Raw genomic sequence first — 25792 nt, 5'->3', positions numbered from 1 at the left:
GCCCGGGCCTCGGTGGCATGAGCACGGGGCGAGCACCTTGGTCAGATGCCCGCCCCGGCGTTCGTGGGTGATTCCCGATATCGACCGGCCGACCGGTTTCTCATTCGTCGTCGCTGTGGGGGAAGAAGAATCCCCCGTGGCGGAGGTCTCCGGACATCAGTGCTTCGGAGATGTCCGACAAGGCCCTGGCATACCCGAGGAGGTATTCGTCGTCGGGTCCGTTGCCGCCGAGTTGCGTCTCCGTGAGAACACGGTGAGAAAGGTCAGCGGCGAAATCAGCGATGCGCAGATGGCTGGAGAGCACGGGGTCGGCTGCTGCGTGCTGTTCACCATCAGCATTCTTGGTATCCGCGGAAATAAGCACGATCCTCCTTTCGGGAGATACTTTTGGCGAGTTTTTAATGAACATCACCTTGCGGGTGACACCCTCATCATCGACTCGACCACAGCGCGGTGAAGCTTTCCCGAAGAGAAAATCGTCGAACCGTCACCCATCGACGTATGCCCAGTTCACAGGGGATGGCAACAGCGACTTGCCGTACATGTCGAACGATCGTAAAGATTGATCCTGCCAGAAAAAGACATACAGACGTGCGTTTAAACAAAGCGACCCGGATGATAAAAATCCGGGCCGAAAGGGTGCGTCAGGCGCAGCGTTCTTCTGCGCAGCCCGGCGGAAGAGCCCGCAGGACCATCGCCAAGCCGTCGTCGTCGACATGAGCAGTCACCAGGTCGGCGACCGCCCGCACCTCCGCCGGGGCATTGCCCATCGCGACCCCACAGGTCGCCCACTGCAACATCTCCAAGTCATTGCGCTGATCACCTACAGCAACCGTGCGAGACAGATCGCTGCCCAGCAGCCGGGCGACCCCGGTCAGCCCTGAGGCCTTGCTGATGCCCTCGGGGGCGATGTCCAGCCAAGCGGTGAAACCCACCGCATAGTTCACCCCGTGCAATCCGATCCGTTCCACGAGCCCCAGGAAGTCCTCAGCAGTGCCGGTAGCGCTGCGAAAGGTCACCCGGGTGGTCGGGGTCGACACCAGTTCGTCCCAGTCCACCACCCGGATCTGCCCCTCCAGGTCCTCGGTGCCGTCGAATTCCCCACTGACCTTGAAGCCGGCACCGACCTCTTCCACGGCCATCTGGGCGTCCGGCCAGGCGTCCCGCAGTACTGACAGCGCCGGGCCTGGATCGAAGGTCTGCACGGTGAGCAGGCGAGCGCCGCCGGGTTCGTCGGCGTCCAGGACCGCGGTGACTGCGCCATTGCTGCAGACCAGGTAGTTGTCCTCCAGCCCCAGCGCGGTGGCCACCGGTACCGTGGCGATCAGGGATCGCCCGGTGGCGATCACGATGTCGTGTCCGTCCTCCTGGGCCTCGGCGACGGCATCGATCACGGTGCGGGACAAGGAACCGTCGTGGTGCAGGGTCGTGCCGTCCAGGTCGATGGCGACCAGGTGCCGCCCCTCGGAGGTCGGTAGGAGTTCGGGGAAGGAGATCCCGGAACCGGTCGTCGTACGGTCGATCTTCATCACATTCCTCCTCATGCCCGGTTTCCTTCTCCGTGCCGGCGTCCGTAGTGCTACGGGCGGCGTCTCGACAGGTTCACCTCGTTCCTGTCACCGGGCTGGTGTTCGTCGTATCTCTACCGGAAGAAACGTCCCACGGATCAGGAAGGTTCGTCGTGTCGCCGAGATGACCGCCCGGCGAATTCTCCGTTCGGTGTCAGGGGTCGCCGGCGGAGAAGGCTCACAGCCGGGGCATCCGGCCATCGGGCAGCAGGATCTTGGCCTGCTCGGAAACCACTGTCTGAGCGGCTTCCACTGAGGTTCCCGGCATCCGGGTGGTCATGATCGCCACCGCGTACCGGCCTCGGTCCACATAGCCCACGCTGGGGGTTCCGGTGACGGTCCCTGACCCGTCGCCGCCGCCCCAGCCCTGCTTCACCACGGCTGCCGGGTCGGCCGAACGCAGACCGAAGACCTGGTTGGTGCCGTCCGCGGCCAAGGTCGACATGTCGGTCATGGCGTCGAGCAGCCAGGGGCGGGTCTTCCCGTCCTGGTGCACGGCGTAGAGGAAAGCCGCCATTCCTCGGGGAGTCACCAAGGTGCTTCCCCATTGGCCGGGGCCCTGAACCGGTGGGACCCCTAGGTCTGGGATCGCGTAGCGGGCGGAGACCCAGGTGATCACGGCGTCACCGCCGCCTGCGGCGTACAAGGAGTTCGCAGCCTGGTCGTCGGACAGTGCCACCATCCGTCGAGCGGCGTCCTCGGTCGGTCCGGTGAGTCGGCCCTCGACGAGCAGCCTGGACGCCAGGAAGAGCTTCATCGTGGATTCGGCCCGGAAATATCCACGGGCGTCCCCGGCCAGGGTCGTCTGCCCGGTCTCCAGGTCGACGACGGCGATCCCGCTACGCCACCCCTGGGAGGTCGCCCGCAGAACCGCAGCATCGGCAGCACGTTGACGCGCACCCGGGGAGACGTCTGCCACGGCACCTCCAGAAACAGCGTGTTTCGCCGCTCCAGGTGGAGTCTTCGATTCGTTCGTCAGCGGAGCCGTGGTCTTCAGCGGCGCAGCGAAAGAACTTGTGGGCGGGAACAGCTCCGGGAGGAAGACGGCCGCGAACACCCCGAGTACCGCTGCGACCCCCCAGGTCACCAACGCGGCACACCACAGCTGAGCAGTTCTGGTCATCGCTCGCCCCCTTCCTCTCACCTCTCGACAGCGGAGGAAGGGAGTTGAGCGGTCGACGGATAACCGGCTCAGAACAAAGGTGCATGTACCTCCCTTCGGGGCGGAAAGCCTCCGGCGAGCCCACCGATGAGTGAGAGGTGAGTGGGATCAGCGGCCGGTGTGAGCCCGTTCGAAAGGGTGCAGGGGCACGGCTGTCGACAGCGGGCGGACCAACACCACATCGCCCGTGGAGGTCACCGCGACCAGGTAGACGTACAGGCCGTCGGCCACCCGGGTAGCCCAGGCGGTGGTGTCGGCCCCCGGCCAGGCATCGGTCCGAGCTTTCCACTCGAACTCGTCACCACCTGGACGTTGCACCCAGACCTCGCCCTTCGTCGAGGAGGAGACGGTACGTCTGGCGGTGAGCACCCGCACCAGGCCCAACGGGGCATCCGGCGGGATGTCGGGGGCCGCCCACGGGGACCGTCGTTCCCGGTCGAGCAGCGCACGAGCTTGACTCTCGTCGATCGCCTCCGGGGGGATCCACTCCTGTGCCGGGACCAGCGGGGCGATCGCCAACGGTCGCCGCAGGCTGATCCCACCTCCAGCGCCCACGGTTTCCCGACCCTGCACCATCGGCACCCCGTCCTGCGGAGAAGCGCTGGGTGGCAGCACCATCCTGGCCCGACGCAGGCCTCGGACGAACAGGCCCGACCCCAACGCCGGGTCCCAGCGCAGAGCCGCGAACGGCTGTCCGTCTCCGCACGAGACGGCCCAGAGTTCGTCGCCCGCCCGCAAGGATGTGGACCCTTTGGCGATGGTCAGCGGAACTTCGAGGATCGCGCCGTCAGGTCGACGAACTCGTAGCCCACGTTGCCCGGCGCACGGCGCACGCACGATCACGCAGCGGGTCAGCGGGGCGTCCAGGTCGACCGGCGCCCGGCCGCTACGCCACATGCCTGCGCCTGCAGCTGCAACAGCTGCGGTGACCGTCGGCCACAGGGCCAGATCGATCGAGGAGGGATCGCCGCCCCACAGGAGACTCCCGCCGTGGACGGCGGCGGACAAGGCCGCTCCGATGAGGGGGAGGACTCCTGCGACGGTCAGGCGTCGTCGTTGTGTGACGGCACGGCGGAGCACTGCTCGGACGTGTCGTTCATCCATGGTCACAGCCTAGGTGTGCTCGTTTTCCGCAGTTCAGAAGGATGTTTCGGGGTCGGCTGCGCAGAAGCTGCGATGAGGTGGTGTCCGGAGCGGCCGAGGGCGGCTCCGGACACCGGGGTCAGCGGCTTCCCGGGCTGAGGACGTCGACACCGAGGTAACGACGTAGCGCCTGAGGCACGACGACCGAGCCGTCGGACTGCTGGTGGTTCTCGACGAGGGCGACGAGCCAGCGAGGCGAGGTGGCCAGGGTGCCGTTGAGCGTCGCGACGATCTCGGTACGTCCGTCCCGCTTCTCCCGGATGCCCAGCCGCCGCGCCTGGAAGGTGGTGCAGTTCGAGGTGGAGGTGAGCTCGCGGTATTTGCCCTGGCTGGGAACCCAGCCTTCGCAGTCGTACTTGCGCGCTGCGGGCCCGCCGAGGTCTCCGGCTGCGACGTCGATCACCCGGTAGGGGATTTCCATCAGGTCGAGCATCTGCTTCTCCCAGGTGAGGAGACGTGCGTGCTCTGCTTCGGCGTCCTCGGGCCGGCAGTAGACGAACATCTCCGCCTTCTGGAACTGGTGGACGCGGATCACTCCGCGAGTGTCCTTGCCGTAGCTTCCGGCTTCACGTCGATAGCAAGTGGATTGGGCGATGTACCGCTTCGGCCCGTCACTCAGGTCGATGATCTCCCCGGAGTGGAATCCGGCCAGGGCGACCTCGGAGGTGCCGGTCAGGAAGAGGTCGTCGGCCTTGAGCCGGTACACCTCGTCCTCGTGGGCGTCGAGGAAGCCCGCCCCGGCCATCGTGTCGGGGTTGACCAGGGTGGGCACGGTCAGCTGGGTGAACCCGTTCTCGTAGGCGGTGTCCAGGGCCAGGTTCATCAGCGCGTTCTCGAGGCGGGCGCCTTGGCCGACGAGGTAATAGAAACGCGATTCGGCGACCTTGACACCTCGTGCCATGTCGAGGGCCCCGAGCCCTTCGAGGACAGCCAGGTGGTCCTGGGGCGCGAACCCTTCGGCGGCGAAGTCCCGGGGGGTGCCGCACTCCTCGCGGAGGATGTAGTCGTCTTCGCCGCCGGAGGGAACCCCGTCGATGATGACATTGCCGATACGGCGCAGGAGGGTGCCCAGCTGAGTGTCTGCTTCAGCGGCTTCGGCCTCGAGCTGTTTGACCCGGGTGGAGAGGTCTCCGGCGAATCGACGTGCCGTATTGGCTTCGTTCTCCAGGCGGGCGATCTCTTCTGCGGGTTCTCCGGCTTTCTTCGCGGCCTGGAGTCGTCCCATGGCCGCGCCGACATCTTTGCTGGTGCTCTTCTGCTCGGATCGGCGCTGCTCGAACTCGGCGAGGGACTCCCGTCGCCTCTTGTCGGCATCGAGGACCGCGTCGACGATCCCCGGGTCCTCCCCGCGGGCGATCTGGGACCGGCGCACGATCTCGGGGTTCTCACGCAGCAACTTGATGTCGATCACAGATCTCAGGGTATCGGCGGGAGCAAGTCGGCAGCGAACGAATTGTTCGGCGGTCTCGCCGTTTCGGGGAAGCGCAGTACCCGGGAGCCTCGCCCTCCCCTCCTCGGCACACCCCTTGGAAGTATCTGTGCAGCCTTCCAAGTTCCACGTATAGATGCAAGAGAATTGAAAAAGTATTTCGGATAACAGAGCAAACTTGTATCCCAGAAAATGTCTCAGTAAATAGTAAAAGCGCAGGTCAAAATAGTAAGCAGGCGTTCATTACGGCCATCTTTCTTGACTATTCTTGGAGAAAAACATACGAATCCTTGGGCGATCTCTACCTCAAGCAACCTTTAGCGTTTTCAACAGCCGCCCCCAACCCCGACGGGTGGCCCAGATGAAGGAGAAGATCCCCTTGGCTCCCCGAATCCCCAAGAAGACTCTTGCTCTCGCCACCGCCAGCATCGCCGTCAGCGCCATCTGCGTGGTCGCCCCGAATATCACCGCATCCGCATCCTCACCTTCTGCCACCCCCGCCAGCAGCATGAGCGAACGGATGTCCAGCTTCGAGAAGTTCGAGGCCTCCACCTACCGCGACACCGACGGCCAGTGGATCGTCAACGGTGACGAGGCCATCCGGACCCGCACCGAGCTACGCGCCTTCTACGACATGCTGAACGGCAAGAGCCCCGCCAAGTCCGGTCAGAAACTCATCGTCAACCAGGTCTACGGCGAGGACGATGTCTGGACCTCCTCGCAGGTCGGCCGCCTGACCTACTGCGTCAGCACCCGCTTCGGGTCCAACCACTCCCGCATCGTCGAAGCCATGCGCTCCGGCGCAGCGCAATGGGAGAGGGCCTCCAGCGCAATCGGGTTCGAGTACGTTTCTTCCGAAAACGGGTCCTGCGACACCCGCAACCGGAATGTGGTCTTCTCGGTGGAGCCCGCCAGCTCCAGCGCTCCTTACATCGCCCGGGCCTTCTTCCCGAGCTCCCCCAAGTACTCGCGCAACGTCCTCGTCAACACCCGCTCCATCTTCGGAGGAAGCAGCTCGGCCTCGAACGTGATGGCACACGAGCTCGGTCACGTGCTCGGCCTGCGTCACGAGCACACCCGCCCCGAGTCCGGGACCTGTTTCGAGGACAACAGCTGGCGTCCGCTGACCAAGTACGACGCGTCGTCGATCATGCACTACCCGCAGTGCAACGGCACCTCGCGCAGCCTCTCCATGACAAGCACCGACATCGCCGGTATCCGGGAACTCTACGGCCGCTGACCGAGCTTCCCCACTCACCAGGGAATGCTCACCGACGGGGTCGGACCGACAGGTCCGACCCCGTCCGCAGGTCCGGGCCCCTTTCCGACGAAAATCGTCGCCCCGCCCTTCGTCGGGTCAAGGACGGGCGTGGCCGCTGATCCAGTAGCCGCAGTAGAAGATCTGACGCCGGTCCATCCCTGCACGGCGCAGCATGCGGCGGGTCTTCCTGACCATCGTGCTCTCGCCACAGATCCATGCCGTTCCGTAGCCGCTCAACGGAGTCGTCGCCAGCACCGGCTCGATCGCCGATCCAGGCACCCGGACCCCCCGTCGATGGATCTCCACCGGGAAGGGCATCGTCGGCAGCGGTGCAGCGTAGTCGTCATCGGGAATCTCCACATAAGCCCGCACCACGTCGGCCTCAGGCTTCCCGTCCAGGCTCTCCCCGATCGCGCAGAGCGCCGGCAGCGCGCTCTCGTCGGCGATCAGGATCTGTGGCTCGCCATCGCTCGGAGGGCGATATCCCCCACCCGAAGGACGAAGCCCTACCTGATCACCGATCTGCACTGTCGCCGCCCACATTCCGCCGGGCCCGACCTCCTGCCCGTAGCGCACGATGTCGAGGTCGATCTCCAGCTCCTGGGGACGGTGCGCACGGATCGTGTACCACCGCAGTTCAGGCCTGGTTTCCTCGGGCATTTCCCGTACGGCCTTGCGGATGTCGAAGACATCGGACGGAGGAAGCGAAAGACTCTCACCGCCGGGGATGAACACTCCTGCGAACTCGTCCGGAGCCACCAAGGAGAACCCGTTCAGGGCAGACCCGCTCAGGGTGATTCTGCGGACAGCCGGTGCCACGTCGGTGATTCCGCTGACCTCGAGGACCAGATGTGGAGAGTTCTCCCGCCTGATCGGAGAGCTCATGACCACCTTGGAACAGGTATCGATGAGACCTCGCAGGATCCGCTCGGAGGTGGTCGGCATCCCGGCTCCTTCCGGTTGAACATCACTAAGGCAAGACTTACCTTTAAGGTAAAGATACTGAGGACACGAGTGACGGGTATGGCCTGGCCCGCCAGTCGTACCTGTGATTCTGCCGCACCCCTGAAAGGCCACCGTGCCCGCCCTCGACAGCGCACCGTCGACATCTCCGCACGTCGACCGTCCACTCCTGTTCCACCTGGGCACCGCCGTCCTCGCCCTACCGCTCCTCCACCTGTGGCACGCCCGCGGTGTCCCCCCAGCACTGCTGACAGGCCTGCTGTCCGTCCTCCTCCTCTGGGCCCCCTCTCAACTGGCGTCTCTTCTCCGCCGACCCGGATACACCCCGTCCCCCACCGTCAGCCGACCCGGATACCTGGCGCCTCCCCTCCACGCCGCCCTTCTCCCGGCACGGATCGCCATCACCTCAGCCGGAGCCGCACTCTTCGTCCTCGCGGCCCGCGCCCAGGGCCAGACGTTCCACCTCGCCCTCGCTGTCTCCGTCGCCCTGGTCGGCTGGCTCCTCATCACCCGGGTCACTCCGACCGTCATGACCGCGCTCACCGTCCAACGCATGCTCCTGCTGTCCGCCCTCCTCGGCACCGTCGGACTGCTCTGCGCGCTCCCACTGACCAAGGAGCCCGCTGGACCCGCCACCGGACCGGCGCTGGCTGCAGGGTTACTCGGTGTCGCCCTGATATCGGCGGCCCTCGACACCGCAAGCCATGCCGCCCGTCCGTCGAGCCCCTCGGCATCGAGGGGAGCACCTTGGACAACCCCGGTGAAGAATTTCCTGGTCCTAGGGGTCACCTTGTCCGCTGCCGTCCTGTGCGCTCACGGCATGACCACCGGACAGCCCACCGAGCGTTTCCAGGACATCGCCCTGACCGTACTCGCGGCCACGGTCGTCGCAGCCTGGCTCCACGTCTCGGCCACCCCTGCAGTGCCCGACTCAACAACAGACACCAACTGCCCGAACGCCGACATCAACGAGACACACTGACACTCATATGACGTCGGATGCCCGTCAAGTCGTCTGAAACCTCCTACGCCAGTATCGTCATGGCGTGAACGAACTCGGCTGGTCGACGCAGCTCATTGCTCTGATCATCGGCCTGATCGTCATCGCTGCAGTCTTCTTCACCGCAGGAATGCAGCTGGCCCAGCGCAAACAGGACACCGCAGGGTCGATGCCTCCTGCCTCAGCCGAGGGCGAGGACCCGGAGAAAGACACCCTTCCGGTCGCGGCCGTCGTGATCAACCCCTCCAAGTTCACCGAGACCTCCAAGCTCAGAGCCACCATCAGCCGGGTCTGCCAAGAGGAAGGATGGGCGCTGCCGATCTTCTACGAGACCTCCAAGGAGGAGACCGGGGCCACCCAAACCCGCGAAGCAGTCGATCAGGGAGTCGACCTCGTCTGCGCACTCGGCGGGGACGGCACCGTCCGAGCCGTGGCAGCCGGACTGATCGGATCAGACACCCCCCTCGGGGTGCTCCCCGGAGGCACCGGGAATCTCCTGGCCCGCAACCTCGACCTACCTCTCGACAATCTCTCCGCAGCCCTGCGTGTGGCCCTCACCGGAGGAAACCGCGCCATCGACGTGGGTGTCGTCAACATCGACATCCCCGAAGACGCCCAGACCGAACCTGAGGATCACTACTTCCTCGTGATGGCAGGCGTGGGATTCGACGCCGACGTAGTGGCCCAGGCCCCCGAAGACCTCAAGGCCCACGTCGGCTGGGCCGCTTATCTCGTCTCTGGCGCGAAAAATCTCGACGGGCACCGTTTCGCCGCAACTCTCGTCTTCGACGAGGAGGAGAGCAGCCACCGTCGGGTCCGCTCAGTGATCATCGGCAACTGCGGACGGCTGCAGGGCGGGGTCGAGCTGCTCCCCGACGCAGAGATCGACGACGGAGCGCTCGACGCGGTCGTCCTCTCCCCCCAAGGCATCGTCGGCTGGGCCGGGGTAGGCGTACGGCTGCTGACGAAGCAGCGCAAAGGGCACCCCATGGTCGAACACCGCCGGTGCACCTCGCTGTCCATCACCCTCGACCACCCGCAAGAGGTCCAACTGGACGGCGACCCGCTCGGACCCGGGCTGGTGCTGACAGTGGCGGTACGTCGTCATGCCCTTCTCATCCGCACCACCGCCGGGAGTCCTACATGAGTGGTCCGCTTCCACCTGAACCTCTCTCCGCCGAGCCAGCGACATGCGATGACCCCGACCGCCCCGGACCGAACCCGAGGAGACAGAAGCTGCAGGAATGGATCGCCCTGGCCAGAACCGTTCCCGGCCGCTTCCTGATCGCTGCCCTGGTCGCCTGCGGTACCTGCCTTCCGGCAGCAGTCGTCACGGTTTCGGTCGTCCTCGGCTGGGCCCCGATGATCTCCTGGGACGAGGGCATCGTCCGATCGGCCACCGAAGTCACCCGCGGCAACCGTCCGATGATCCTGCTGTTGTTGTTGTGGAAGGACATCTCGGCCCCCACCAATGTCTATCTACTCAGCGCACCGGCCCTCGTCTGGGCCTGGCGCAGCGACTACCGCCATCGCACCCTGTGGGCCGGCGCCACCATGTACGTCGGTTCGCAGATCGGGCCGACAGTCAAGGAAATGGTGGCCCGTCCCCGCCCGGACTTCTCCGGGATCTCCCATTGGGCCCCCGGGTTCAGCTTCCCCTCCGGGCATGTCTTCCACGCGACATTGATGTTCTGCACGGTGCTGGTCCTGGTGTGGCCACTGCTCACCGGTCGCCCGCCATGGATCCGGATCTGCCTGGTCTGCGTCGCTGTCCTCTTCTGCGCGGTGACTGCGCTGAACCGGCTCTACCTGGGAGTCCACTTCCCCAGTGATGTACTCGCCGGCCTCCTCCTGGCAGGCGGTCTCACCCTGGCGGCGTGGGTGGGACTCCGCCACCGCCCCGCTCGACAGAGCGCGAGCTGATCGCCGAGCGTCACCGGTCTGTCGAGGTCCAGCGGAAGAAACGAGACGCCAGCGCCACGAAGACGATCAGCCAGCCGGCGACGAGGAGAAGCTTCGTACCACCCCCGGTGAAAGAAGCATCCGACCAGCTGATGCGCATGAGTGCAACGATCGGCTTGAAGGGAAGCAGGTCAACCGTCGTGGCCAGCCAGCCAGGCAGCTTCCCTGGGTCGACGGCCTGACCGCTGGCCACCATCACGGCGAAGAAGATCAGCCCGGACGAGCCCCCTGCGACCTCCACCGAGGTGAATCTCGAGGCCAACAGAAAACCGAAGGCGATCATCGTCGCCAAACAGAGCAACAGACAACCGAGGAAGACGAGGAAGTTTCCGCCCAGGCGCACGTCATAACCGGCATAGGCCACGAGGAGGAGCACCAGCGTCCCGACCAAGGTGACCGACACCCGATCGGCGATCTGCGCGATCAGATACGAACGAGGCCGCAGCGGAGAGGAGAGATAGGTCTTCAAGGTGCCGTCAACCCGCTGCTGGGTGATCGCCACCCCGATCGAGAAGAGCCCCGAGGAGAACACCACGATGACCAGCATGTCCGGGACCGCGACATGCCGCATCTCCGGCGGGTACCACAGGCGCGTGGCCAGGAGGAAAAGACCGGTCGGCATGAACAGCGCGAAGAGCAGCCCGCCGATCCTGCGGAAATACAGCGACATCTCCAAACAGGTCAACGCCAGGATCTGGCGGACCTCGGAAACCGTTGCAGAGTCGTCGTCACGCGCCATGGGCTCTTCCTCGGAATCGGCAATCTACGGTCAAGCGCGCAAGGACGCGCCGGTCAGCAGGAAATAGGCGTCCTGCAAGGTCGGCTCACGCTCGGAGAGAACCTGGACACCTTGCAGACCAGCGGTAACCGACGCTCGATCAGGGCCGTAGACGACGGTGACTTCGCCTTCTTCCACGATCCGGTGTTCTCGGCCGTCGGCCATCCCCGCAGGTATCGAACCGGTGATCTCGACCCGCCACCCCTGGCACTGCTCGGCGATGATCTGCCGCGGAGCCCCGGCTGCGACGGCCCGGCCTGCATCGATCACGATCACCGTGTCGGCAAGCAATTGCGCATCGGCGACGTCATGCGTGCTGAGTAATACTGTCCGGCCTTCGCGGGCCAGGGCCCGGGTCTCCCGTCGGAGAAATTCCTGTCCTTGTGGGTCGAGCCCAGAGGTCGGCTCGTCCAAGACGACGAGTTCAGGATTCCCCACGAGTGCCCGCGCAATGGCCAGCCGCCGTTTCTGACCGCCGGACAATGTCGGAAAAGGGGACTTTCTCTTCTCCTCGAGCCCAAATTTACGCAGCAGATAGTCGACATCAAGAGGCTTCCGGTAAAGGGAAGCAAAGAACCTCAAGGATTCCTCGACACGCACCGTCGGCTGAAGATTGAATTCTTGCACCTGCACGCCGAGGCGTTCGGCCAGTCGACGCCGGTCACGTCCGGGGTCGAGACCGAGGACCTCCACCTCACCGGCGTCACGGAGGCGCAGACCGGTCAGGATTTCCAACATCGTCGATTTGCCCGCCCCATTGGGGCCGAGCAGCGCAACGATGCTTCCTGCCGGAATGACCAGGTCGAGCCCGTCCAAGGCTTTCGTCGCGCTGTAGCATTTGGTCACCCCCCGGAAACAGGCTGCCGGAGTTCGCGCCTCACCTCGCTCCGACGGCTCGACGTCAAGGCTGAGCTCGTCCTCGAGAGTCATCGTCGTTCCCTGCTCCGATATCGCTAACCCATGTGACAGGGGGCCACTTCTTTAACGGAATAGAGATTAGCAATCAGCCTGGAATATGGCACGAAAAAGGTGCGCACATGATGCACTTCACATGACAGGTTTCACCATAAAGCGCACGATGAAGTCAAAAGGGATAAACCCGTTGACATAACCTCCACCTTCGATGCCGGCCAGGCTCGATCCACAGCAGACGTCCCCTGGCCGGGCGCGAACGCCGGCTTTCCGAAGGCATGACGGGTAGCCACCCCCTCCGGAGGGCACCCACCCGTCATGCCTACAGATCAGCGGCAGGCTCAGCTCCCTGCGACCGCTGCCAGGTCCTGTTCGGGCGTGGTCGTGCCCCGCAAACCGAAGGCGGAGACCAGGACCTCGAAGACCTCCGGAGAGACGAAGGCCGGCAGTGTCGGACCCAGGTAGATGTTCTTGACCCCCAAGGAGAGCAGCGAGAGCAGCACACAGACCGCTTTCTGCTCGTACCAGGAGAGCATCAAGGTCAACGGCAGGTCGTTGATCCCGCATTCGAAGACCTCAGCGAGCGCCGAGGCCACTTTCACCGCGGAGTAGGCGTCATTGCACTGGCCCATGTCCATGATGCGGGGGAAGGGGCCGATCTGGCCCAGGTCGAGATCGTTGAAGCGGTATTTCCCGCAGGCCAGGGTGAGGACGAGGCTGTCGGCCGGGGTCTGCTGCACCAGGTGGGTGTAGTAGTCGCGGCCGGGTTCGCGGCCGTCGCAGCCGCCGACGAGGTAGATGTGCTTCAGTGCGCCGTCCTTGATGGCGGCGACGACCTGGTCTGCTGCGGCGAGGACGGCTCCGTGCCCGAAACCGGTGGTGAGGGTGGAGCCTCCGTTGATGCCGCTGAAGTGGCGTTGCTCGGGCCATCCGCCGAGTTCTTTGGCGCGGGTGATGACCGGGGAGAAGTCTTTCCAGCCGTTCTCGTCGGCGGGAATGTGAGCGACGCCGGGGTATTCGACGACGGAGGTCGTGAAGATATTCGACTGGTAGGTCCAGCGGGGCGGCATGAGGCAGTTGGTGGTGAACAGGAAGGCCCCGGGGACGTTCTTGAACTCCTTCTGCTGGTTCTGCCAGGCGGTGCCGAAGTTGCCCTTCAGGACGGAGTACTTCTTCAGTTCGGGGTAGGCGTGGCCGGGGAGCATCTCCCCGTGGGTGTACACGTCGACACCGGCTTCCTGGCACTGTTCCAGGAGCATTTTCATGTCGTGCAGGTCGTGGCCGGTGACGACGACGAAGGGGCCGGGCTCGACGTCCATGGTGACACTGGTGGGCTCAGGGGTGCCGTAGCTGGCGGTGTTCGCCCGGTCGAGCAGTTCCATGCAGGCGAAGTTGGCCAGGCCGAAGTCGTGGAGCAGCCCGAGCCATTCTGGGACGTCATGATGGCGGGAGGCCTCGGCGAGGCCGTGGACGAGCCACCGGTCGACCTGGCCATCGCGGTATCCCAGCACGTAGGCGTGGTGCGCGTAGGCGGCCATGCCGCGCAGACCGAGGATGAGCAGGCTGCGGCAGGAGCCTTCGACGCCGCCTTCGCCGAAGATCGCGCGATGGTCCGCGAGGGCGGGCAGGGTGCGTTCGGGGCTGGGGTCGAAGGAGCGGCGGGTTTCGTCGACGCGGTGTGCGAAGCCGGTGGAGGCTTCGGTGCCGAAGCTGACATTGGTGATCGTGGTGAACAGGGCCTCCATGATCAGCACGATCTCGTCCTCGGTGGCGGAGTCGGCCCCGCCTTCCCGTTCGGCGATCGCGGCGGCCAGCCTGAGTGTTTCGTAGGTGAGCCCGTCCTGGGCCCCGGCGGTTGCGGGGGTTTTCCCGCAGATGCCTTTGGTGACGCATCCGGTGCCGTGGGCGGTCTGTTCGCACTGGTAGCAGAACATGCTGGTCAAGTCGGTCGCCATGGCTTCTTCCTTTTAATGAAGGCGGGCGTTGCGGGGTCGCCACGCACTATGTGACCCATATATGGGCAGTGTCACCAGCGACGCTATGCTTTCGACATACAGATTGTCTGTTGCCGCGGCAACACTCTTCATTAATTTACAGGAATTCAGGCCTTGATGTGGCCGGGAGATCCGATGACGCCTATCACGCCCCGCACAGGCCACCGCAGCCCTCATATGACCCTGGTCGACAGATCCGTCTTTCTGTCCTCACGGCTCTCCACCGGCCTGCACCCGCAAGACCTGGCCCAGATGCTCGACGACGGATACGCCAGGATCATCACCTGGCCGACGGGCAGCATCCCCGCCTACGAGGGCAACCCCCAGCACCATTTCTTCGTGCTGCTCGCCGGACGCATCGACGTCACCCATCACCATGCCGATGGACGCACCCAGATCCTCGACGTCATCACCCCGGGAAAGGTCTGCGGTGCCGTCACCGCCTGCCTGCCCGCCCCCCGTTGGCCGGCCGACATCCATGTCACCGAAGCCGCCCGTGCGCTGCTCATCGACCCGGCAGCTCTACTCACCGACGAAGCAGCTGCCCTCACTCCCGGCGACCTCGCCCGGCTGCGGCTCCTGCAGAACCTCACCCGGATACTCGCCGGACGGGCCCGCCACCTGCACACCCGGATCGGTGTGATCACCGCGCCCAGCCTGCGCGGAAAGATCTCCGCCTACCTCCTACAACAGCCGCGGAGCCTCGACGAGACAGTGCAACTCACGGTCAACCGCCAAGAGATGGCCGACATCCTGGTGGCCTCCCGTGCCTCGATGATCCGTGAGATGAGCCGCATGGTTGCCGAAGGGTTGATCACCACCAAGGGGCGCCAGGTCGTCCTGCACGACCTGGCAGCCCTGCACGACGCGGCCGGCCATTGAAGGACCTGAGGCCGCGCCCCTCGCTCAACGCAAGGTCAGCTGCCTGCTCAACAACCCGTTCTTCGCCCGACGCTCGTCAGCGGTCAACGGGCCGTCCTCGTCCAGCGCCCGCGCAAGCTCTTCGGCCAACCTCGCCACCGGTTCCTCGTAGTCCGCGGCGTCGAGCGCCGGGTCCAGGTCCCAGACCGGGCAGAGCAGCCCACCGGCCCGGAAAGCACCCAACAGGCGGGTTCCGTCACCGAGCAGGTCTGCACCGCGGGCGTGCAGGCGAGCCAACGCATTCGTGGCCGCGTCCTCGTCATGGGCCAGCAGCCAACGGATGTGGGTACGATCCCCGACCCGACACCAATAGGCCGAGTCGACCCCGGTCAGACGACAGGTCGGGATGATCACTTCCTTCGCCTCGGCGAGGGAGGCCCGGCCGTCCGCCGGGAGATCCGCATCCGGTGCGACCCAGAAATCGAAGTCGTCCCGAACGGTGACCTCGAAGGGGACCAAAAGGTCGAGAAGGTCCTGAAGTCGAGGGGTCTCCACCGTGGCCGGCGGCAGGTTCTCCACCGCGCTTCCCGGTTCGAGGGCCAGCGCGGCCAACAAGGCCTGGGCCAAGTCCCGAGAAGCGTCCCCGCTGGCATTGACCGTTTGCAGAGCCAGGAAGATCTCGCCGTCGGTGCGTCGCAGCGCAGGACAGGCCATCGGCAGGATCGTGCACACCGTCACCTGCCGCGGTGCGTTCTGCGGGACCCCCACGGCACCGCCCAACAGACCCACCGTGGCGGTCGCCGAGGGAACGATCTCCCGCATCGCCACCCAGTCGGCTTCTCCGGGCAGACCGGCGAACGGCCTGGCCACATAAGGAGCCGGGACTGCTCTCACCACTTGGCCGCTCTTATCGGCTTCCTGACGTTTCCTCCGCGATGCCTTGCCCATGCGGACAGCCTAACGAGCCTGGAGCACCGACCGGGTCACAACCGACGGCGCCGTGACGGCCCACCCAAGGAAGCCCATACCGTGCGGCCGCTCTTGTCGTCCTGCACACCCCATTCGTGAGCGAGACTACGTACGATCCGCAGCCCGCGCCCGCTGTTCGCCCACGGCGAAGGCGGCACCGGACGGATCGTGGTGGCCGCGCCCCCGTCACTGACCTCGACCTCGACAGTGCCCCCCTTGACCTTCCACCGGATGCGCACACAGCCGTCGCCCAACGGCTTGGCGTGCTTCACCGCATTGGCCACCAGCTCGGAAGCAACGGTCTCGACCTCCCCGATGATCTCCTCGTCGACTCCCCGCGCGCGCAGATCCTCATGCAAGATCTGGCGGATCTGAGGAACCGACTCCACACCGTGCACGATGCGGACGCTGCGCTGTCCCTCCGGCTGGAGGGTCGACGTCGTCCTCGCGTCCGTGTCCTGGCCTGTATCGATGGCCAATGCTCCGGATTCGTCGTTCACCGTGGACCTCCTGATCATCCTTGACCTGTTCACACCATCTGTCCTCACGCTAGCGAAGGCGCTCCACTGATGCACGCCGGTTCACCAGGGGCAGCGGCTGCCCACCTGCCTCGGACGCCGGGCCTAGGCTGGGGCCATGGATCTCGCCTCGTGGCAACTGCACCCAGGAGAACTCCCCAGCCCGCACATGGCCTACGGGCGACAAGGACACCTCGGGCTGGTCGTTCTGGACCGACCGCGTGCCATCAACTCCCTCACTCTGGACATGGTCCGTTCGATGCAGGCCCAGCTCTCCGCCTGGGCCGCGGACGACCAGGTCCACGTCGTGGCCCTCACTGGGAACGGCGAGCGCGGCCTGTGCGCCGGTGGCGATGTCGTCGCTGTCCGCGCGGGGATACTCGCCGGTGGGGAGGCAGCCGTCGACGCGGTGAACTTCTTCGCAGTCGAATACGCGGTCAACCGGATGATCGCTCTTTTCCCGAAACCCTTCGTGTCCTTGATCGAAGGCGTCACCATGGGCGGCGGTGTCGGCCTGGCCTGTCACGGGAATGTTCGCCTGGTCGACCCTGCGGCTCGGATCGCCATGCCGGAAACGATCATCGGATTCTTCCCCGATGTGGGTGCTCGCCATCTCCTGGCCCGTTGCCCTGGACAGCTAGGGGCTCATCTCGCGATGACCGGGTGCACGGTGAGTGGTGCCGACGCGGTGCGTCTGGGATTGGCCGATGCTGTCGTCCCGGCGACGGAGTTCCCGGCTGTGCTCGGCGCTTACGGTGCTGGTGAGTCACCCTCGGCTGCCGATCTGGGTCAGACCTCCCCGGAAAGTGCCCTGGTCGACGACCGTGGATGGGTTGACGAGTGCTACGCAGGGGACGATCCGGTATCGGTTCTCGAACGGTTGACCGCCCATGACGCCGAAGCAGCTCGCAACACGGCTCGGACCGTCGTCGAGCGTTCCCCCTTCGCTGTCGCCCTCGCGCTGGCCTCTGTCCGGCAGGCCGAGAACATGACCGGGATCGAGGCCGTGCTCGAGGCCGACCTGGCTATCGCCCGCGCTATCGCGTATGAACCGGACTTCCACGAAGGTGTCCGCGCCCAACTGGTCGACAAAGATCGTCGGCCACGCTGGCAGGATGTTCATGTGAGCGATGTCGACCCGGTACACGTGCAGCAGGTCCTCCACGGTGAGAGGCCACGAGATGAGTGACCGGTCGCTGGCTGTCGTTCCGGTCGGGCCGGTCGACTTCGACGCCCTGTACACCGGTGATCCAGATCCGTGGGAGGTCGGCAGCAGCTGGTACGAGCAACGCAAGATCGATGTCGTTCTCGCTTGTCTACGTCGCCCCCGCTATCGGCGGGCCTGGGATGCAGGCTGTGGCACCGGACATCTGGCGGCTCGGCTGGCCGATCGATGTGACCAGGTGAATGCCACCGATGTATCGCCGGTCGCTGCTGCGCTCGCTGCAGCCCGTACTGCGGGCACTCCCCAGGTCACCTGCGGGGTGTCCGCATTACCCGACCGCCCTCAGATCACGGAACCGCTTGATCTGATCGTGCTCTCCGAGGTGCTCTACTACCTCGACGAGGATGACCGTTGCGCCACCTACGACCTGGTCGACCGGCTCGCCGCGCAGGACGCAGATGTCATCGGCGTGCATTGGTGGCCTCAGGCCGAGGACTACCGGGTTCCCGGAGTGCAGGCGCATCGGGAGCTCGGCGAAGCCTTGACCTCCCGCGGTTGGACGCGAGTCGTCACCCATACCGATGAAGAGTTCCTCGCCGCGGTCTGGTCCCGGTCTCTCCCTGCCCAGGTCGGCCGTTGATGGTCGGGCCGGTCGCACGTTTCCTGGACCTGTGGTTGGACGCCCATGACGTGGCCGTCGTGGGCAGGTTCTGGGCCTCTGTTCTGGGCATGTCGTCCCGCGCCACCGAGGACGGTGCGGTCCGTCTGTCCGGGGACCACGCCTGGGATGCGCTGTGGATCCGCCCAGTGGGCCCGGAAGCTACCGAATGTTGTGTTCACGTCGACGTTTCCACCCGGCGGCTGAGTACCTTCCTGGACCTGGGCGCGGAGGTCATCGATGCCTCCTCCTACCCGTGGGTGGTGCTGCGGGGGCCGGAGGAGGCCGAGATCTGCGCTTTCCCTCAGGAGCCGGGATCGAATCACCACATCATCGACCTGGTGATGGACACCGCGGACCCGGTGGTGGCCGCTCAATGGTGGGGAGAGGTGCTCGGTACCGGGTACCACGCTTCCGACGACGGCGACTACGCCTGGGTGGAGCCGGTTCCCGGAGCACCTTTCCAGTCGATCGTGTACGCCCGGCAGCAGACTCCTTGCCCGTCGTCCTCCCGGAAGCTACGACCGCGGCTGGCCACTCATGATGTCGGAGCGCTCTTCTCCCTGGGGGCCACCAGGATCGCGGGCGCCCGGCCTGGGGAAATTTTGCTCACCGACCCCTGTGGCAACGAATTCTTCATCGAAGAGACCGAACTCGTCATCAGGCCTGACGACGAGTGAGGCGCGGGCGTCAACGGTTCGGCACCGCTGACGCCCGCCTCCTTGGTTCAGCCGACCGGGTTACCCCCGGCTTTCGTACCAGGCACGTGACCGAACCGGTGCATGGTGCGGCTGATCGCCTGTTCACGCACCATCACCAGGAGTTCGCGTCGACCGGTGGCCAGCACCGGCCCGGTGAGCACCGTGACCTCTTCCCCGGACAGCTCCCGGACCAGCTCGGGCGCTTCACCGATCAAGCGCACTCGTCCGTCGATCCGGCCGTCGGCGACCCTGGCCCGGAACTGTTCATCCGTCTCGGCCCGGTCCACGTACTCGTTCAGCACCCGTAGCGCCGCGCTCGTCTCGGGGTCCTTGCCGTCCATGGCCTTCAAGACCGAAGAGGTCTGCGGATCGAAGCTGATCCGGACCTCGGTGCCGGTGGCGAGACCGCCGAGCACCACTCGCAACAGTTCCACGATCTTGCACCCCGGGGTGGTCCGAACCCACACCAGGGGGTACGGCCGGTACCGGAAGACATTGGTCTCCACCACCAGCGCGGAGTCGTCGACCTCTCGGCCGAATTCGTTCTCGATCGCGTAGGCGTCCGAACCGATCGCCGCCCGCAACCAGGTGCGATCGGCCCGTTCGGTCAGCAGAGGAAGCAGGCTGTGGGTCCGGGTACGCACCAGCAGACTCGGGTCGGACAGACGTTGCGGTGTACCGGCGGGACGCCACGTGCCCAGCTGGGCAACATAATTGGGCCCTCCTGCCTTGGCGCCCGGACCCATCACCGACTGTTTCCATCCGCCGAAGCTCTGCCTGCGGACGATCGCCCCGGTGATATGCCGGTTGACATAGGCATTGCCCACGTCGACCAGGTCTGTCCACCGGTCGATCTCCTTCTCGTCGAGGCTGTGCAGTCCACCGGTCAGACCGAAGGCAGTCGCATTCTGCAGCTCGATGGCCTCGTCCAGGTCTCGGGCTGTCATCAGACCCAGCACCGGCCCGAAGACCTCGGTGAGGTGGAAGAAGGAGCCAGGCCGGACACCTTCCTTCAGCCCTGGCGACCACAGCCGTCCGCTGTCGTCCAGCTGTCGGGGTTCCACCAACCAGCGTTCGCCAGGCTCCAAGGTGGTCAGGGCACGCAGCAACTTGCCCTCAGGTGGCTCGATGACCGGCCCCATCGTGGTGCTGAGATCCTGCGGATAGCCCACTCGCAGCGAGGACACCGCGTCGATCAGCTGGCGGCGGAAACGTTCGGAGGTCGCCACCGAGCCCACCAGGATCGCCAAGGAGGCCGCAGAACATTTCTGCCCGGCGTGCCCGAACGCCGAGCGCACCAGGTCGGCCACCGCCAGGTCCAGGTCCGCGGCCGGAGTGACCACCAAGGAGTTCTTCCCGGAGGTCTCTCCGTAGACTCGAGGACCGGCCGGGAGTTCGGTGCGCCACGAGGTGAACAACTGGCCGGTCTCGCTCGATCCGGTCAGGATCACCGTCTCCACGTCGGGGTGGGAGATCAGCGTGCGGCCCACCGCGCGGTCGCCGGCGCGCACCACTTGCAGGGCGTCTCTGGGAATACCCGCGTCGTACAGCGCCTCGACGCCGACCTCGACACAGCCGACCGTCGGGTGCGCCGGCTTGATGACGACTGCGGATCCAGCTGCCAGACCGGCCAGCACACCACCCAGCGGGATCGCCACCGGGAAATTCCACGGCGGCGTGACCAGGACGACCTTCCCCGGGGTGAAGGCTGCGCCGTCAACGGCGGCGCCGTCCTCCAGGTCCAGTGCCCGGTCGGCGTAGTAGCGGGCGAAGTCGATGGCCTCGGAGACTTCCGGGTCTGCTTCGGCGATGGTTTTCCCCCCTTCGGCAGCCATGACGGTGATGAGTTCACCACGACGACTTTCCAGACAACGCGCTGCCTCGCGCAGAATGGCAGCGCGCTCGGCGGCGCTGCGTGAACCCCACGCCAACTGCGCGGACACCGCTTTGGAGATGGTCTCCTCGACGTCTGCGGCGGAGCCCAGTACTCGACTGGCCAGGGGTGGCGGGGTGTCGTGCAGGACGGCACGGGCCCATGACCGGGTCGCCGGCAGCGAGGGGTCCGAATCCGGGGTGTTGTCGAATCCGTCGGTGATCTCCGGCCGCTCCGGGGTGCGACGTGCCCCGGTGTGGACGTTCAGGGCGAGTTCCACCGATTCACGGAAACGTCTTTCCTGATCGTCCATGGGACGCTCCCCGCCATGTTGGCCGGGGATGGAGAAGAGCGCGTGCAGGAAGTTCTCCTTGGTGGCGTTCTCCTCCAAACGCCGGATGAGGTAGCTCACCGCGACGTCGAAGTCCTCGGGGGCGACGACGGGGGTGTACAACAGCACCGTTCCGACATCGGCTTTCACGGCTCGGGACTGCGCCGGAGCCATCCCTTGGAGCATTTCGACGTCGAGGGCGTGGCTGACTCCGCGGTCGGTGGCGAGCAGGTGCGCCAGAGCGACGTCGAAGAGGTTATGGCTGGCGACACCGAGACGAACGGCGTCGACGACGTCCGGGCGCAAGGCCCGTTCGATGCAGCGCAGATAGTTGGCGTCCACATCGACCTTCGTGGTGTACGGGGCCTGTTTCCACCCATGGAGGAGAGCTTCGACCTGTTCCATCGCCAGGTTGGCACCTTTGACGAGGCGGATCTTGATGGGTGCACCGCCGCGGGCACGACGTCGACGTGCCCAGGTGATGAGTCGTTCCATCGCAGGAAGCGCATCGGGCAGATACGCCTGGAGGACGATCCCGGCTTCCAGGTCGAGGAATTCGTCCTCGTCCAGGAGACGGGTGAACAGTTCTATGGTCAGGTCGAGGTCGCGGTACTCCTCCATGTCGAGGTTGACGAAGGAGGCCGGGACCTTGGAGTTGGCGACCCGGTAGAGGGGGCGCAGCCGTTCGATGCATCGTTCGACGGTGCCTTCGGTGTCCCAGGTGGAGATCTGCGACACCAAGGAGCTGATCTTGATGGAGACGTAGTCGACATCTTCCCGGCGGAGCAGTTCGGTGGTGCGACGAGTACGTCCGGCGGCTTCGTTCTCTCCCAGGACGGCTTCGCCGAGCAGGTTGATGTTCTGCCGGAATCCTTGGGCCCGTTGGGCGGCCAGATGTTCTCCGAGCTGAGGGTCACGGGCGTCGACGACGAGGTGGCCGATGATCTGGCGGAGCCGCCAGCGCGCGACGGGGACGACGAGTGGGGGCGCCAGCGGTGCGGCGACGGTGCCCATGGCCAGCAGCCCGAGGTCGATCTTGCCCAGGAATCCAGCCGCATTCTTCGGCGAGATCCGGGAGAGGTCGCGGGCAGCGACATAGGGGTCTTCGGGGCGAGCAACCCGGTCGACGAAGGTGACGGCCAGGTCGAGGCCGGTCTCGTCGCGGACGAGCGAAGCCAGTTGGGTGGTGGTCGCGCGCTCGGCGGGAGTCTGTCCTTCTTCCGTGGCGGCGTACCACCGTTTCGCGAGAGCGACAGACTCCTCGACATATGGCGCGAGGGCCTGCGGGCCGGGCTGGGCCACAGAAACGGAAGGATGCGTCATGCCCGCAAGTATCGTGACCGGCAGCCTCCTGTGTCCCCCGAATGAGGGTGCGAATTTAAAGTGTTCTTGATCTTTTTTCGCTGCGGCAGGGATCTCAGGACAGTGAGCTGCGGACGAGGCCGATCATGGCTTCGACACCTGCGGCATTGGGGTGGACCCCGTCCGAGAGCAAGTTGTCGATATTGTCGGACCTTCCGCGGAAGAGCGCATCCCAGGGCACGATGGTCAGGTTGGGGGTGCTGGCGGCTCGCCGGGTGAGGATCCCATTGATCCACGCGGTATTGCGTTCGTCGGCAGCCGATCGGGGGCTGTGCGGGCGCCGGGAGTCGAAGGTGCTGACCCAGAGGATGCGCCGTTCCGGTCCGATGGCGTCGAGGATGCGTTCCATCTGGGGCTCGAACAGTGGCGGGTTGAAGATGTCGTTGGTGCCGGACATGACGATGATCTGCGGCGGGAGCCCGTAGCGGAGTTGCAGGTCGAGAAGCGCATTGGCGGTGCCTTCGGTGGCTCGTCCTGGCCAGGTGTCGTGGACGCAGGCGTGGCCGGTTCCCTCACGGAGGTCGGCGACGAGGTCACGGATGACGAAGGTGGCGATGGAGTCACCGATGACGAGGCATCCAGCGGGGTCTGCGACTGCGCGACGGAAGTCATCGGCCGAAGACACCTCACGGGTGAATTTTCCGTAGTCGCTGTGGAACCCGCTGCCGTAATCGTGGTCGGGATGGCGGATGACAACAGCATCGGGGTCGTAGCGGGCCGCCTTGTCCGGAAGGTGCGCCGAGGGCGGGCGAGGCTGTTCGGTGCCATAGCTGGGCGCACGTCCGTCTGCGGACAACAGGGTGGATGCCGAGACCTGACTTCCTGGTGCAGTGGTGGTGGCTGCTGCGACGGGGCGGGTGTCGGCAGTGGTCGGGATGGTTGCACCTGCCCGCTCGTCACGAAGCAGATAGCTACCGGTCACGGCAGCGGCAGCGCCCAGGCAGAGCGAAAAGATGACGGCCAAGACCGTCGTGCGGGTCCTCAGTGTCTTCACCGTGCAGCTCCTGAGCGTCCATGGGGCGACTCGTCTTTCGACGATAAGCACAGAAAGGATGAAAGAGACTTAAAGGACACACGGGGGAATCTGTCGAGGTCGTAGGAAGATGAGGTCGACGGCAGCCCTCCCCTACAGCCGATGTGGCGAAAAATGTCGAGCCAGACTCCGCGCCAGTCTTGTTCGATCGTTTTGGACGAATGACTCATACGGAGGACCACCTGGTCGATAGGAGCTGTGGCGCTCGCCAGGGGAAAGCGAGTGCCAGATCCAGGGGAACCGGTACCGAGTGACCGGTGACATTCATGATGGGGAGAGAACGACGATGGACGCCTACGACGCCATGATCGATGCTGCGCCGCTCCGCCCGACCCGGGCCACCGCGCAAGACGAGAACATCCTGCGGGACTATCTCGGAGCCTGCCCGACCTGCCTGGGGTGGGATGATCCCACGGCAGAGTCCGACGAGCGGGTCGCCACCCCGGGCCGCGCAGTCTGCCCCACATGTGGGCTGGCTTCCGTGGAATGGGATCTGGCCGCTGAGACTCACGGAATCCTCGACCGGTGGCGCCGCTGGGAGGTCTTGGACGCCGCTGTGGGGAACGAGGGTTGATCAAGCGTCCGACCTGGACGTCAATCTTCAAGACTTGGTAAACAACAGCCACCTCTTCTTGGCCTGATGGCGGGGAGGGCGATGGGACCTATGTCACCGGTACACCGGCGTTCACACCCTTTGAGACTTGGCTCCCTCCGCGAAGAGCAAGGACATCTTGAACGGCCGGCGGTGTCTCCCAGGATTTTCAGCCCGAATATCCCGAATGTCAGGAGGACGACGTGACCGTTGCATCCGGTTCAGATCACACCCCGCCCGCTGCCGCGCCCGAGCCGATGGTCCTCGAAGCGACTCAGCCTGCCGGTCTGGATGTCCTGACCCCGTGCCAAGATCACGCCTCCCTCCAAGCAGCACCGGATTCGGAGACCACCGAGGCGGCTTCGCTCGCCGTCCAGGACGACAGCGCGGCCGAACCGCATCTGTGCGCCACCTGCTTGGTTCCCAGTGGCGGCGATGCCGATCTGCGCCCTGACGTGGAGTTCCCCGGAGTGGCTCCTCGGCTGTGCCCCGACTGCGAGGTTCCGTCGGTGGACTATGCGCTGTCGGCGGCGATCGAGGAGCTGACCGATGACATCGAGAGGTGGGATGTCCTCGACGCCGCAGTGTGGTTCGCCGCGTGACCGTTGAGAGATCACCTTCCCGTGGGGCGGGCCTGCTAGGAGCAGGTGCCAAATGCACCTCGACTGCGCTGCTGTTCTCAGACGAAGGCCCCGGACATCGTCCGGGGCCTTCGTCATGTCCGGCCGTGAGAGCCGCTGCCTTCTGCGAGCAGATCCGCTGCGGGGTCGACACCATCGCTGGAGCAGAAGCGCCACTCCGTCGAGACAGAGAAAGAACCTCCCACCTGCGTTTTCGCATTATCCAGTCTAGACTTCCCCCAGGTATCCGCCTGGAGAAAGTAAATAAGTTCAAGTCTTCTTAAAGACCCATCATCGCAGCTCACCCCACGTCTCGCCGGGCCGACTGGGATGGTGTCAGGAACGAACGCATCGACTTACACCAGGGGAAAACCATGGATGCCAACGCCACGCTCAGCCGCACCACCCGCCGCCGCCGCACCAGCACCGCAGCCACTTGCCGCCAGGGTGCCGCCCAGAACCAGGCACCTGCAGTGAACGCCGTGGAGAGCCTGTCCGCCTCCACCTGCCCCACATGCCTGGCTGCCGCGACTACTGCGGTTGACGCCCTTCCGGGAAGCACTTACCCGGGCGTCACCTTGCAGACCTGCCCCACCTGCGGCGAGGCCTCGATCGAGTACGGTCTGACGATGGCGATCGACACTATTGTGAACCAGCTCAACGGCCTGGAACGCTTGGAGCAGGCGCTCTGAGATCGACCCCAGTGCGTCAGCGTTCGACCACCTTGCGACAACAGCACGACCGCATCCGCGGCGGGAAGGGATCTGGGGAATCTCTCGCCGATATGCCTCGAACGGGCTCGGATGGCCAGGAGGAGCAGCCTCTGGCCATCCGAGCCCGTTCGGTGCCCGTCCCCCGTCGCGGGCCTGATACGACCGGACGGTCGCTCGCCGGATTCCCTGTCACCCGGCGGACATCAGTGTCTGGATGGCACAGC

The 25792-nt window shown here is 65.4% G+C and carries 24 protein-coding genes; 11 read left to right on the top strand and 13 right to left on the bottom strand.

What is annotated here, in order from left to right:
- Positions 1 to 100 precede the first annotated feature (100 nt).
- The 5 genes from DX923_RS01370 to serS form a co-directional block, all read right to left on the bottom strand.
- Positions 101 to 364 (bottom strand): hypothetical protein, encoded by a 264-nt coding sequence (locus DX923_RS01370; RefSeq protein WP_116112149.1) that lies wholly within the window; start codon positions 362 to 364, stop codon positions 101 to 103.
- Between the two features lie 280 nt (positions 365 to 644).
- Complete coding sequence (locus DX923_RS01365) at positions 645 to 1529, bottom strand: HAD family hydrolase (protein ID WP_116112148.1); 885 nt, start codon at positions 1527 to 1529, stop codon at positions 645 to 647.
- A 217-nt stretch (positions 1530 to 1746) separates the two neighbouring features.
- Entirely contained in the window at positions 1747 to 2691 is a 945-nt protein-coding gene (locus tag DX923_RS01360) for a serine hydrolase (RefSeq protein WP_116112146.1), read from the bottom strand.
- Between the two features lie 147 nt (positions 2692 to 2838).
- Entirely contained in the window at positions 2839 to 3834 is a 996-nt protein-coding gene (locus DX923_RS01355) for a hypothetical protein (protein ID WP_162872699.1), read from the bottom strand.
- A 118-nt stretch (positions 3835 to 3952) separates the two neighbouring features.
- Positions 3953 to 5284, bottom strand: a complete 1332-nt coding sequence (gene serS, locus DX923_RS01350) for a serine--tRNA ligase (RefSeq protein WP_116112142.1) — start codon at positions 5282 to 5284, stop codon at positions 3953 to 3955.
- 379 nt (positions 5285 to 5663) lie between these two features.
- Between serS and DX923_RS01345 the strand changes: the two genes are divergently transcribed.
- Complete coding sequence (locus DX923_RS01345; RefSeq protein WP_240322697.1) at positions 5664 to 6542, top strand: matrixin family metalloprotease; 879 nt, start codon at positions 5664 to 5666, stop codon at positions 6540 to 6542.
- Between the two features lie 117 nt (positions 6543 to 6659).
- On the opposite strand, the gene DX923_RS01340 is transcribed toward DX923_RS01345, so the two are convergent.
- Positions 6660 to 7508: a siderophore-interacting protein gene (locus DX923_RS01340; RefSeq protein ID WP_116112139.1), complete on the bottom strand. Its 849-nt coding sequence runs from the start codon at positions 7506 to 7508 to the stop codon at positions 6660 to 6662.
- 133 nt (positions 7509 to 7641) lie between these two features.
- On the opposite strand from DX923_RS01340, the gene DX923_RS01335 reads away from it, so the two are divergent.
- The 3 genes from DX923_RS01335 to DX923_RS01325 all read left to right on the top strand — a co-directional run bounded on the left by DX923_RS01335 (position 7642) and on the right by DX923_RS01325 (position 10449).
- On the top strand, positions 7642 to 8508 hold the full coding sequence (locus tag DX923_RS01335; RefSeq protein WP_116112137.1) for a hypothetical protein: 867 nt from the start codon (positions 7642 to 7644) through the stop codon (positions 8506 to 8508).
- Between the two features lie 64 nt (positions 8509 to 8572).
- Complete coding sequence (locus DX923_RS01330) at positions 8573 to 9673, top strand: diacylglycerol/lipid kinase family protein (RefSeq protein ID WP_116112136.1); 1101 nt, start codon at positions 8573 to 8575, stop codon at positions 9671 to 9673.
- The gene (locus tag DX923_RS01325; RefSeq protein WP_116112134.1) at positions 9670 to 10449 is read left to right on the top strand and encodes a phosphatase PAP2 family protein; all 780 of its coding nucleotides are present in this window, start codon (positions 9670 to 9672) and stop codon (positions 10447 to 10449) included. Before DX923_RS01330 ends, DX923_RS01325 begins: the two co-directional genes overlap by 4 nt.
- Before the next feature lie 10 nt (positions 10450 to 10459).
- On the opposite strand, the gene DX923_RS01320 is transcribed toward DX923_RS01325, so the two are convergent.
- The 3 genes from DX923_RS01320 to hcp all read right to left on the bottom strand — a co-directional run bounded on the left by DX923_RS01320 (position 10460) and on the right by hcp (position 14133).
- A complete protein-coding gene (locus DX923_RS01320; protein ID WP_116112133.1) occupies positions 10460 to 11227 on the bottom strand; it encodes an ABC transporter permease in 768 nt (255 codons plus the stop codon).
- A 30-nt stretch (positions 11228 to 11257) separates the two neighbouring features.
- Entirely contained in the window at positions 11258 to 12196 is a 939-nt protein-coding gene (locus DX923_RS01315) for an ABC transporter ATP-binding protein (RefSeq protein ID WP_116112131.1), read from the bottom strand.
- Between the two features lie 323 nt (positions 12197 to 12519).
- Positions 12520 to 14133: a hydroxylamine reductase gene (gene hcp, locus DX923_RS01310; protein ID WP_116112129.1), complete on the bottom strand. Its 1614-nt coding sequence runs from the start codon at positions 14131 to 14133 to the stop codon at positions 12520 to 12522.
- Positions 14134 to 14307: 174 nt separating this feature from the next.
- Here hcp and DX923_RS01305 point away from each other — a divergent pair, with 174 nt between their 5' ends.
- Complete coding sequence (locus tag DX923_RS01305) at positions 14308 to 15054, top strand: Crp/Fnr family transcriptional regulator (RefSeq protein WP_162872698.1); 747 nt, start codon at positions 14308 to 14310, stop codon at positions 15052 to 15054.
- A 24-nt stretch (positions 15055 to 15078) separates the two neighbouring features.
- Here DX923_RS01305 and DX923_RS01300 read toward each other — a convergent pair whose 3' ends face one another.
- Both DX923_RS01300 and DX923_RS01295 read right to left on the bottom strand, forming a co-directional pair.
- Positions 15079 to 15981: a DUF5926 family protein gene (locus DX923_RS01300; protein WP_116112126.1), complete on the bottom strand. Its 903-nt coding sequence runs from the start codon at positions 15979 to 15981 to the stop codon at positions 15079 to 15081.
- A gap of 35 nt (positions 15982 to 16016) precedes the next feature.
- Entirely contained in the window at positions 16017 to 16502 is a 486-nt protein-coding gene (locus tag DX923_RS01295; RefSeq protein ID WP_116112124.1) for an ATP-binding protein, read from the bottom strand.
- A 136-nt stretch (positions 16503 to 16638) separates the two neighbouring features.
- Between DX923_RS01295 and DX923_RS01290 the strand changes: the two genes are divergently transcribed.
- Genes DX923_RS01290 through DX923_RS01280 form a run of 3 tightly spaced genes read left to right on the top strand, consistent with a single transcriptional unit; the run spans position 16639 to position 19023 of the window.
- Entirely contained in the window at positions 16639 to 17709 is a 1071-nt protein-coding gene (locus DX923_RS01290; RefSeq protein WP_116112123.1) for an enoyl-CoA hydratase/isomerase family protein, read from the top strand.
- Positions 17702 to 18325 carry an SAM-dependent methyltransferase gene (locus DX923_RS01285; protein ID WP_116112121.1) on the top strand — a complete coding sequence of 208 codons (624 nt, stop codon included), beginning with the start codon at positions 17702 to 17704 and terminating at the stop codon, positions 18323 to 18325. The genes DX923_RS01290 and DX923_RS01285 overlap by 8 nt, the downstream gene beginning before the upstream one ends.
- On the top strand, positions 18325 to 19023 hold the full coding sequence (locus tag DX923_RS01280) for a VOC family protein (RefSeq protein WP_116112120.1): 699 nt from the start codon (positions 18325 to 18327) through the stop codon (positions 19021 to 19023). Before DX923_RS01285 ends, DX923_RS01280 begins: the two co-directional genes overlap by 1 nt.
- A 47-nt stretch (positions 19024 to 19070) precedes the next feature.
- On the opposite strand, the gene DX923_RS01275 is transcribed toward DX923_RS01280, so the two are convergent.
- Entirely contained in the window at positions 19071 to 22571 is a 3501-nt protein-coding gene (locus DX923_RS01275; protein WP_116112118.1) for a bifunctional proline dehydrogenase/L-glutamate gamma-semialdehyde dehydrogenase, read from the bottom strand.
- Between the two features lie 94 nt (positions 22572 to 22665).
- Positions 22666 to 23604: a GDSL-type esterase/lipase family protein gene (locus DX923_RS01270; protein ID WP_162872697.1), complete on the bottom strand. Its 939-nt coding sequence runs from the start codon at positions 23602 to 23604 to the stop codon at positions 22666 to 22668.
- 325 nt (positions 23605 to 23929) lie between these two features.
- Between DX923_RS01270 and DX923_RS01265 the strand changes: the two genes are divergently transcribed.
- The 3 genes from DX923_RS01265 (at position 23930) to DX923_RS01255 (ending at position 25547) form a co-directional block, all read left to right on the top strand.
- Positions 23930 to 24217: a hypothetical protein gene (locus DX923_RS01265; protein ID WP_116112114.1), complete on the top strand. Its 288-nt coding sequence runs from the start codon at positions 23930 to 23932 to the stop codon at positions 24215 to 24217.
- Positions 24218 to 24438: 221 nt separating this feature from the next.
- Complete coding sequence (locus DX923_RS01260) at positions 24439 to 24837, top strand: hypothetical protein (RefSeq protein ID WP_116112113.1); 399 nt, start codon at positions 24439 to 24441, stop codon at positions 24835 to 24837.
- A 392-nt stretch (positions 24838 to 25229) separates the two neighbouring features.
- A complete protein-coding gene (locus tag DX923_RS01255; protein ID WP_116112111.1) occupies positions 25230 to 25547 on the top strand; it encodes a hypothetical protein in 318 nt (105 codons plus the stop codon).
- Positions 25548 to 25792: the final 245 nt, after the last annotated feature.

The sequence above is a fragment of the Austwickia chelonae genome (assembly GCF_003391095.1).
Taxonomy (GTDB): domain Bacteria; phylum Actinomycetota; class Actinomycetes; order Actinomycetales; family Dermatophilaceae; genus Austwickia; species Austwickia chelonae_A.
Note: the sequence above shows the minus strand (reverse complement) of the source record. Positions and strands in the feature narration are given on the sequence as shown.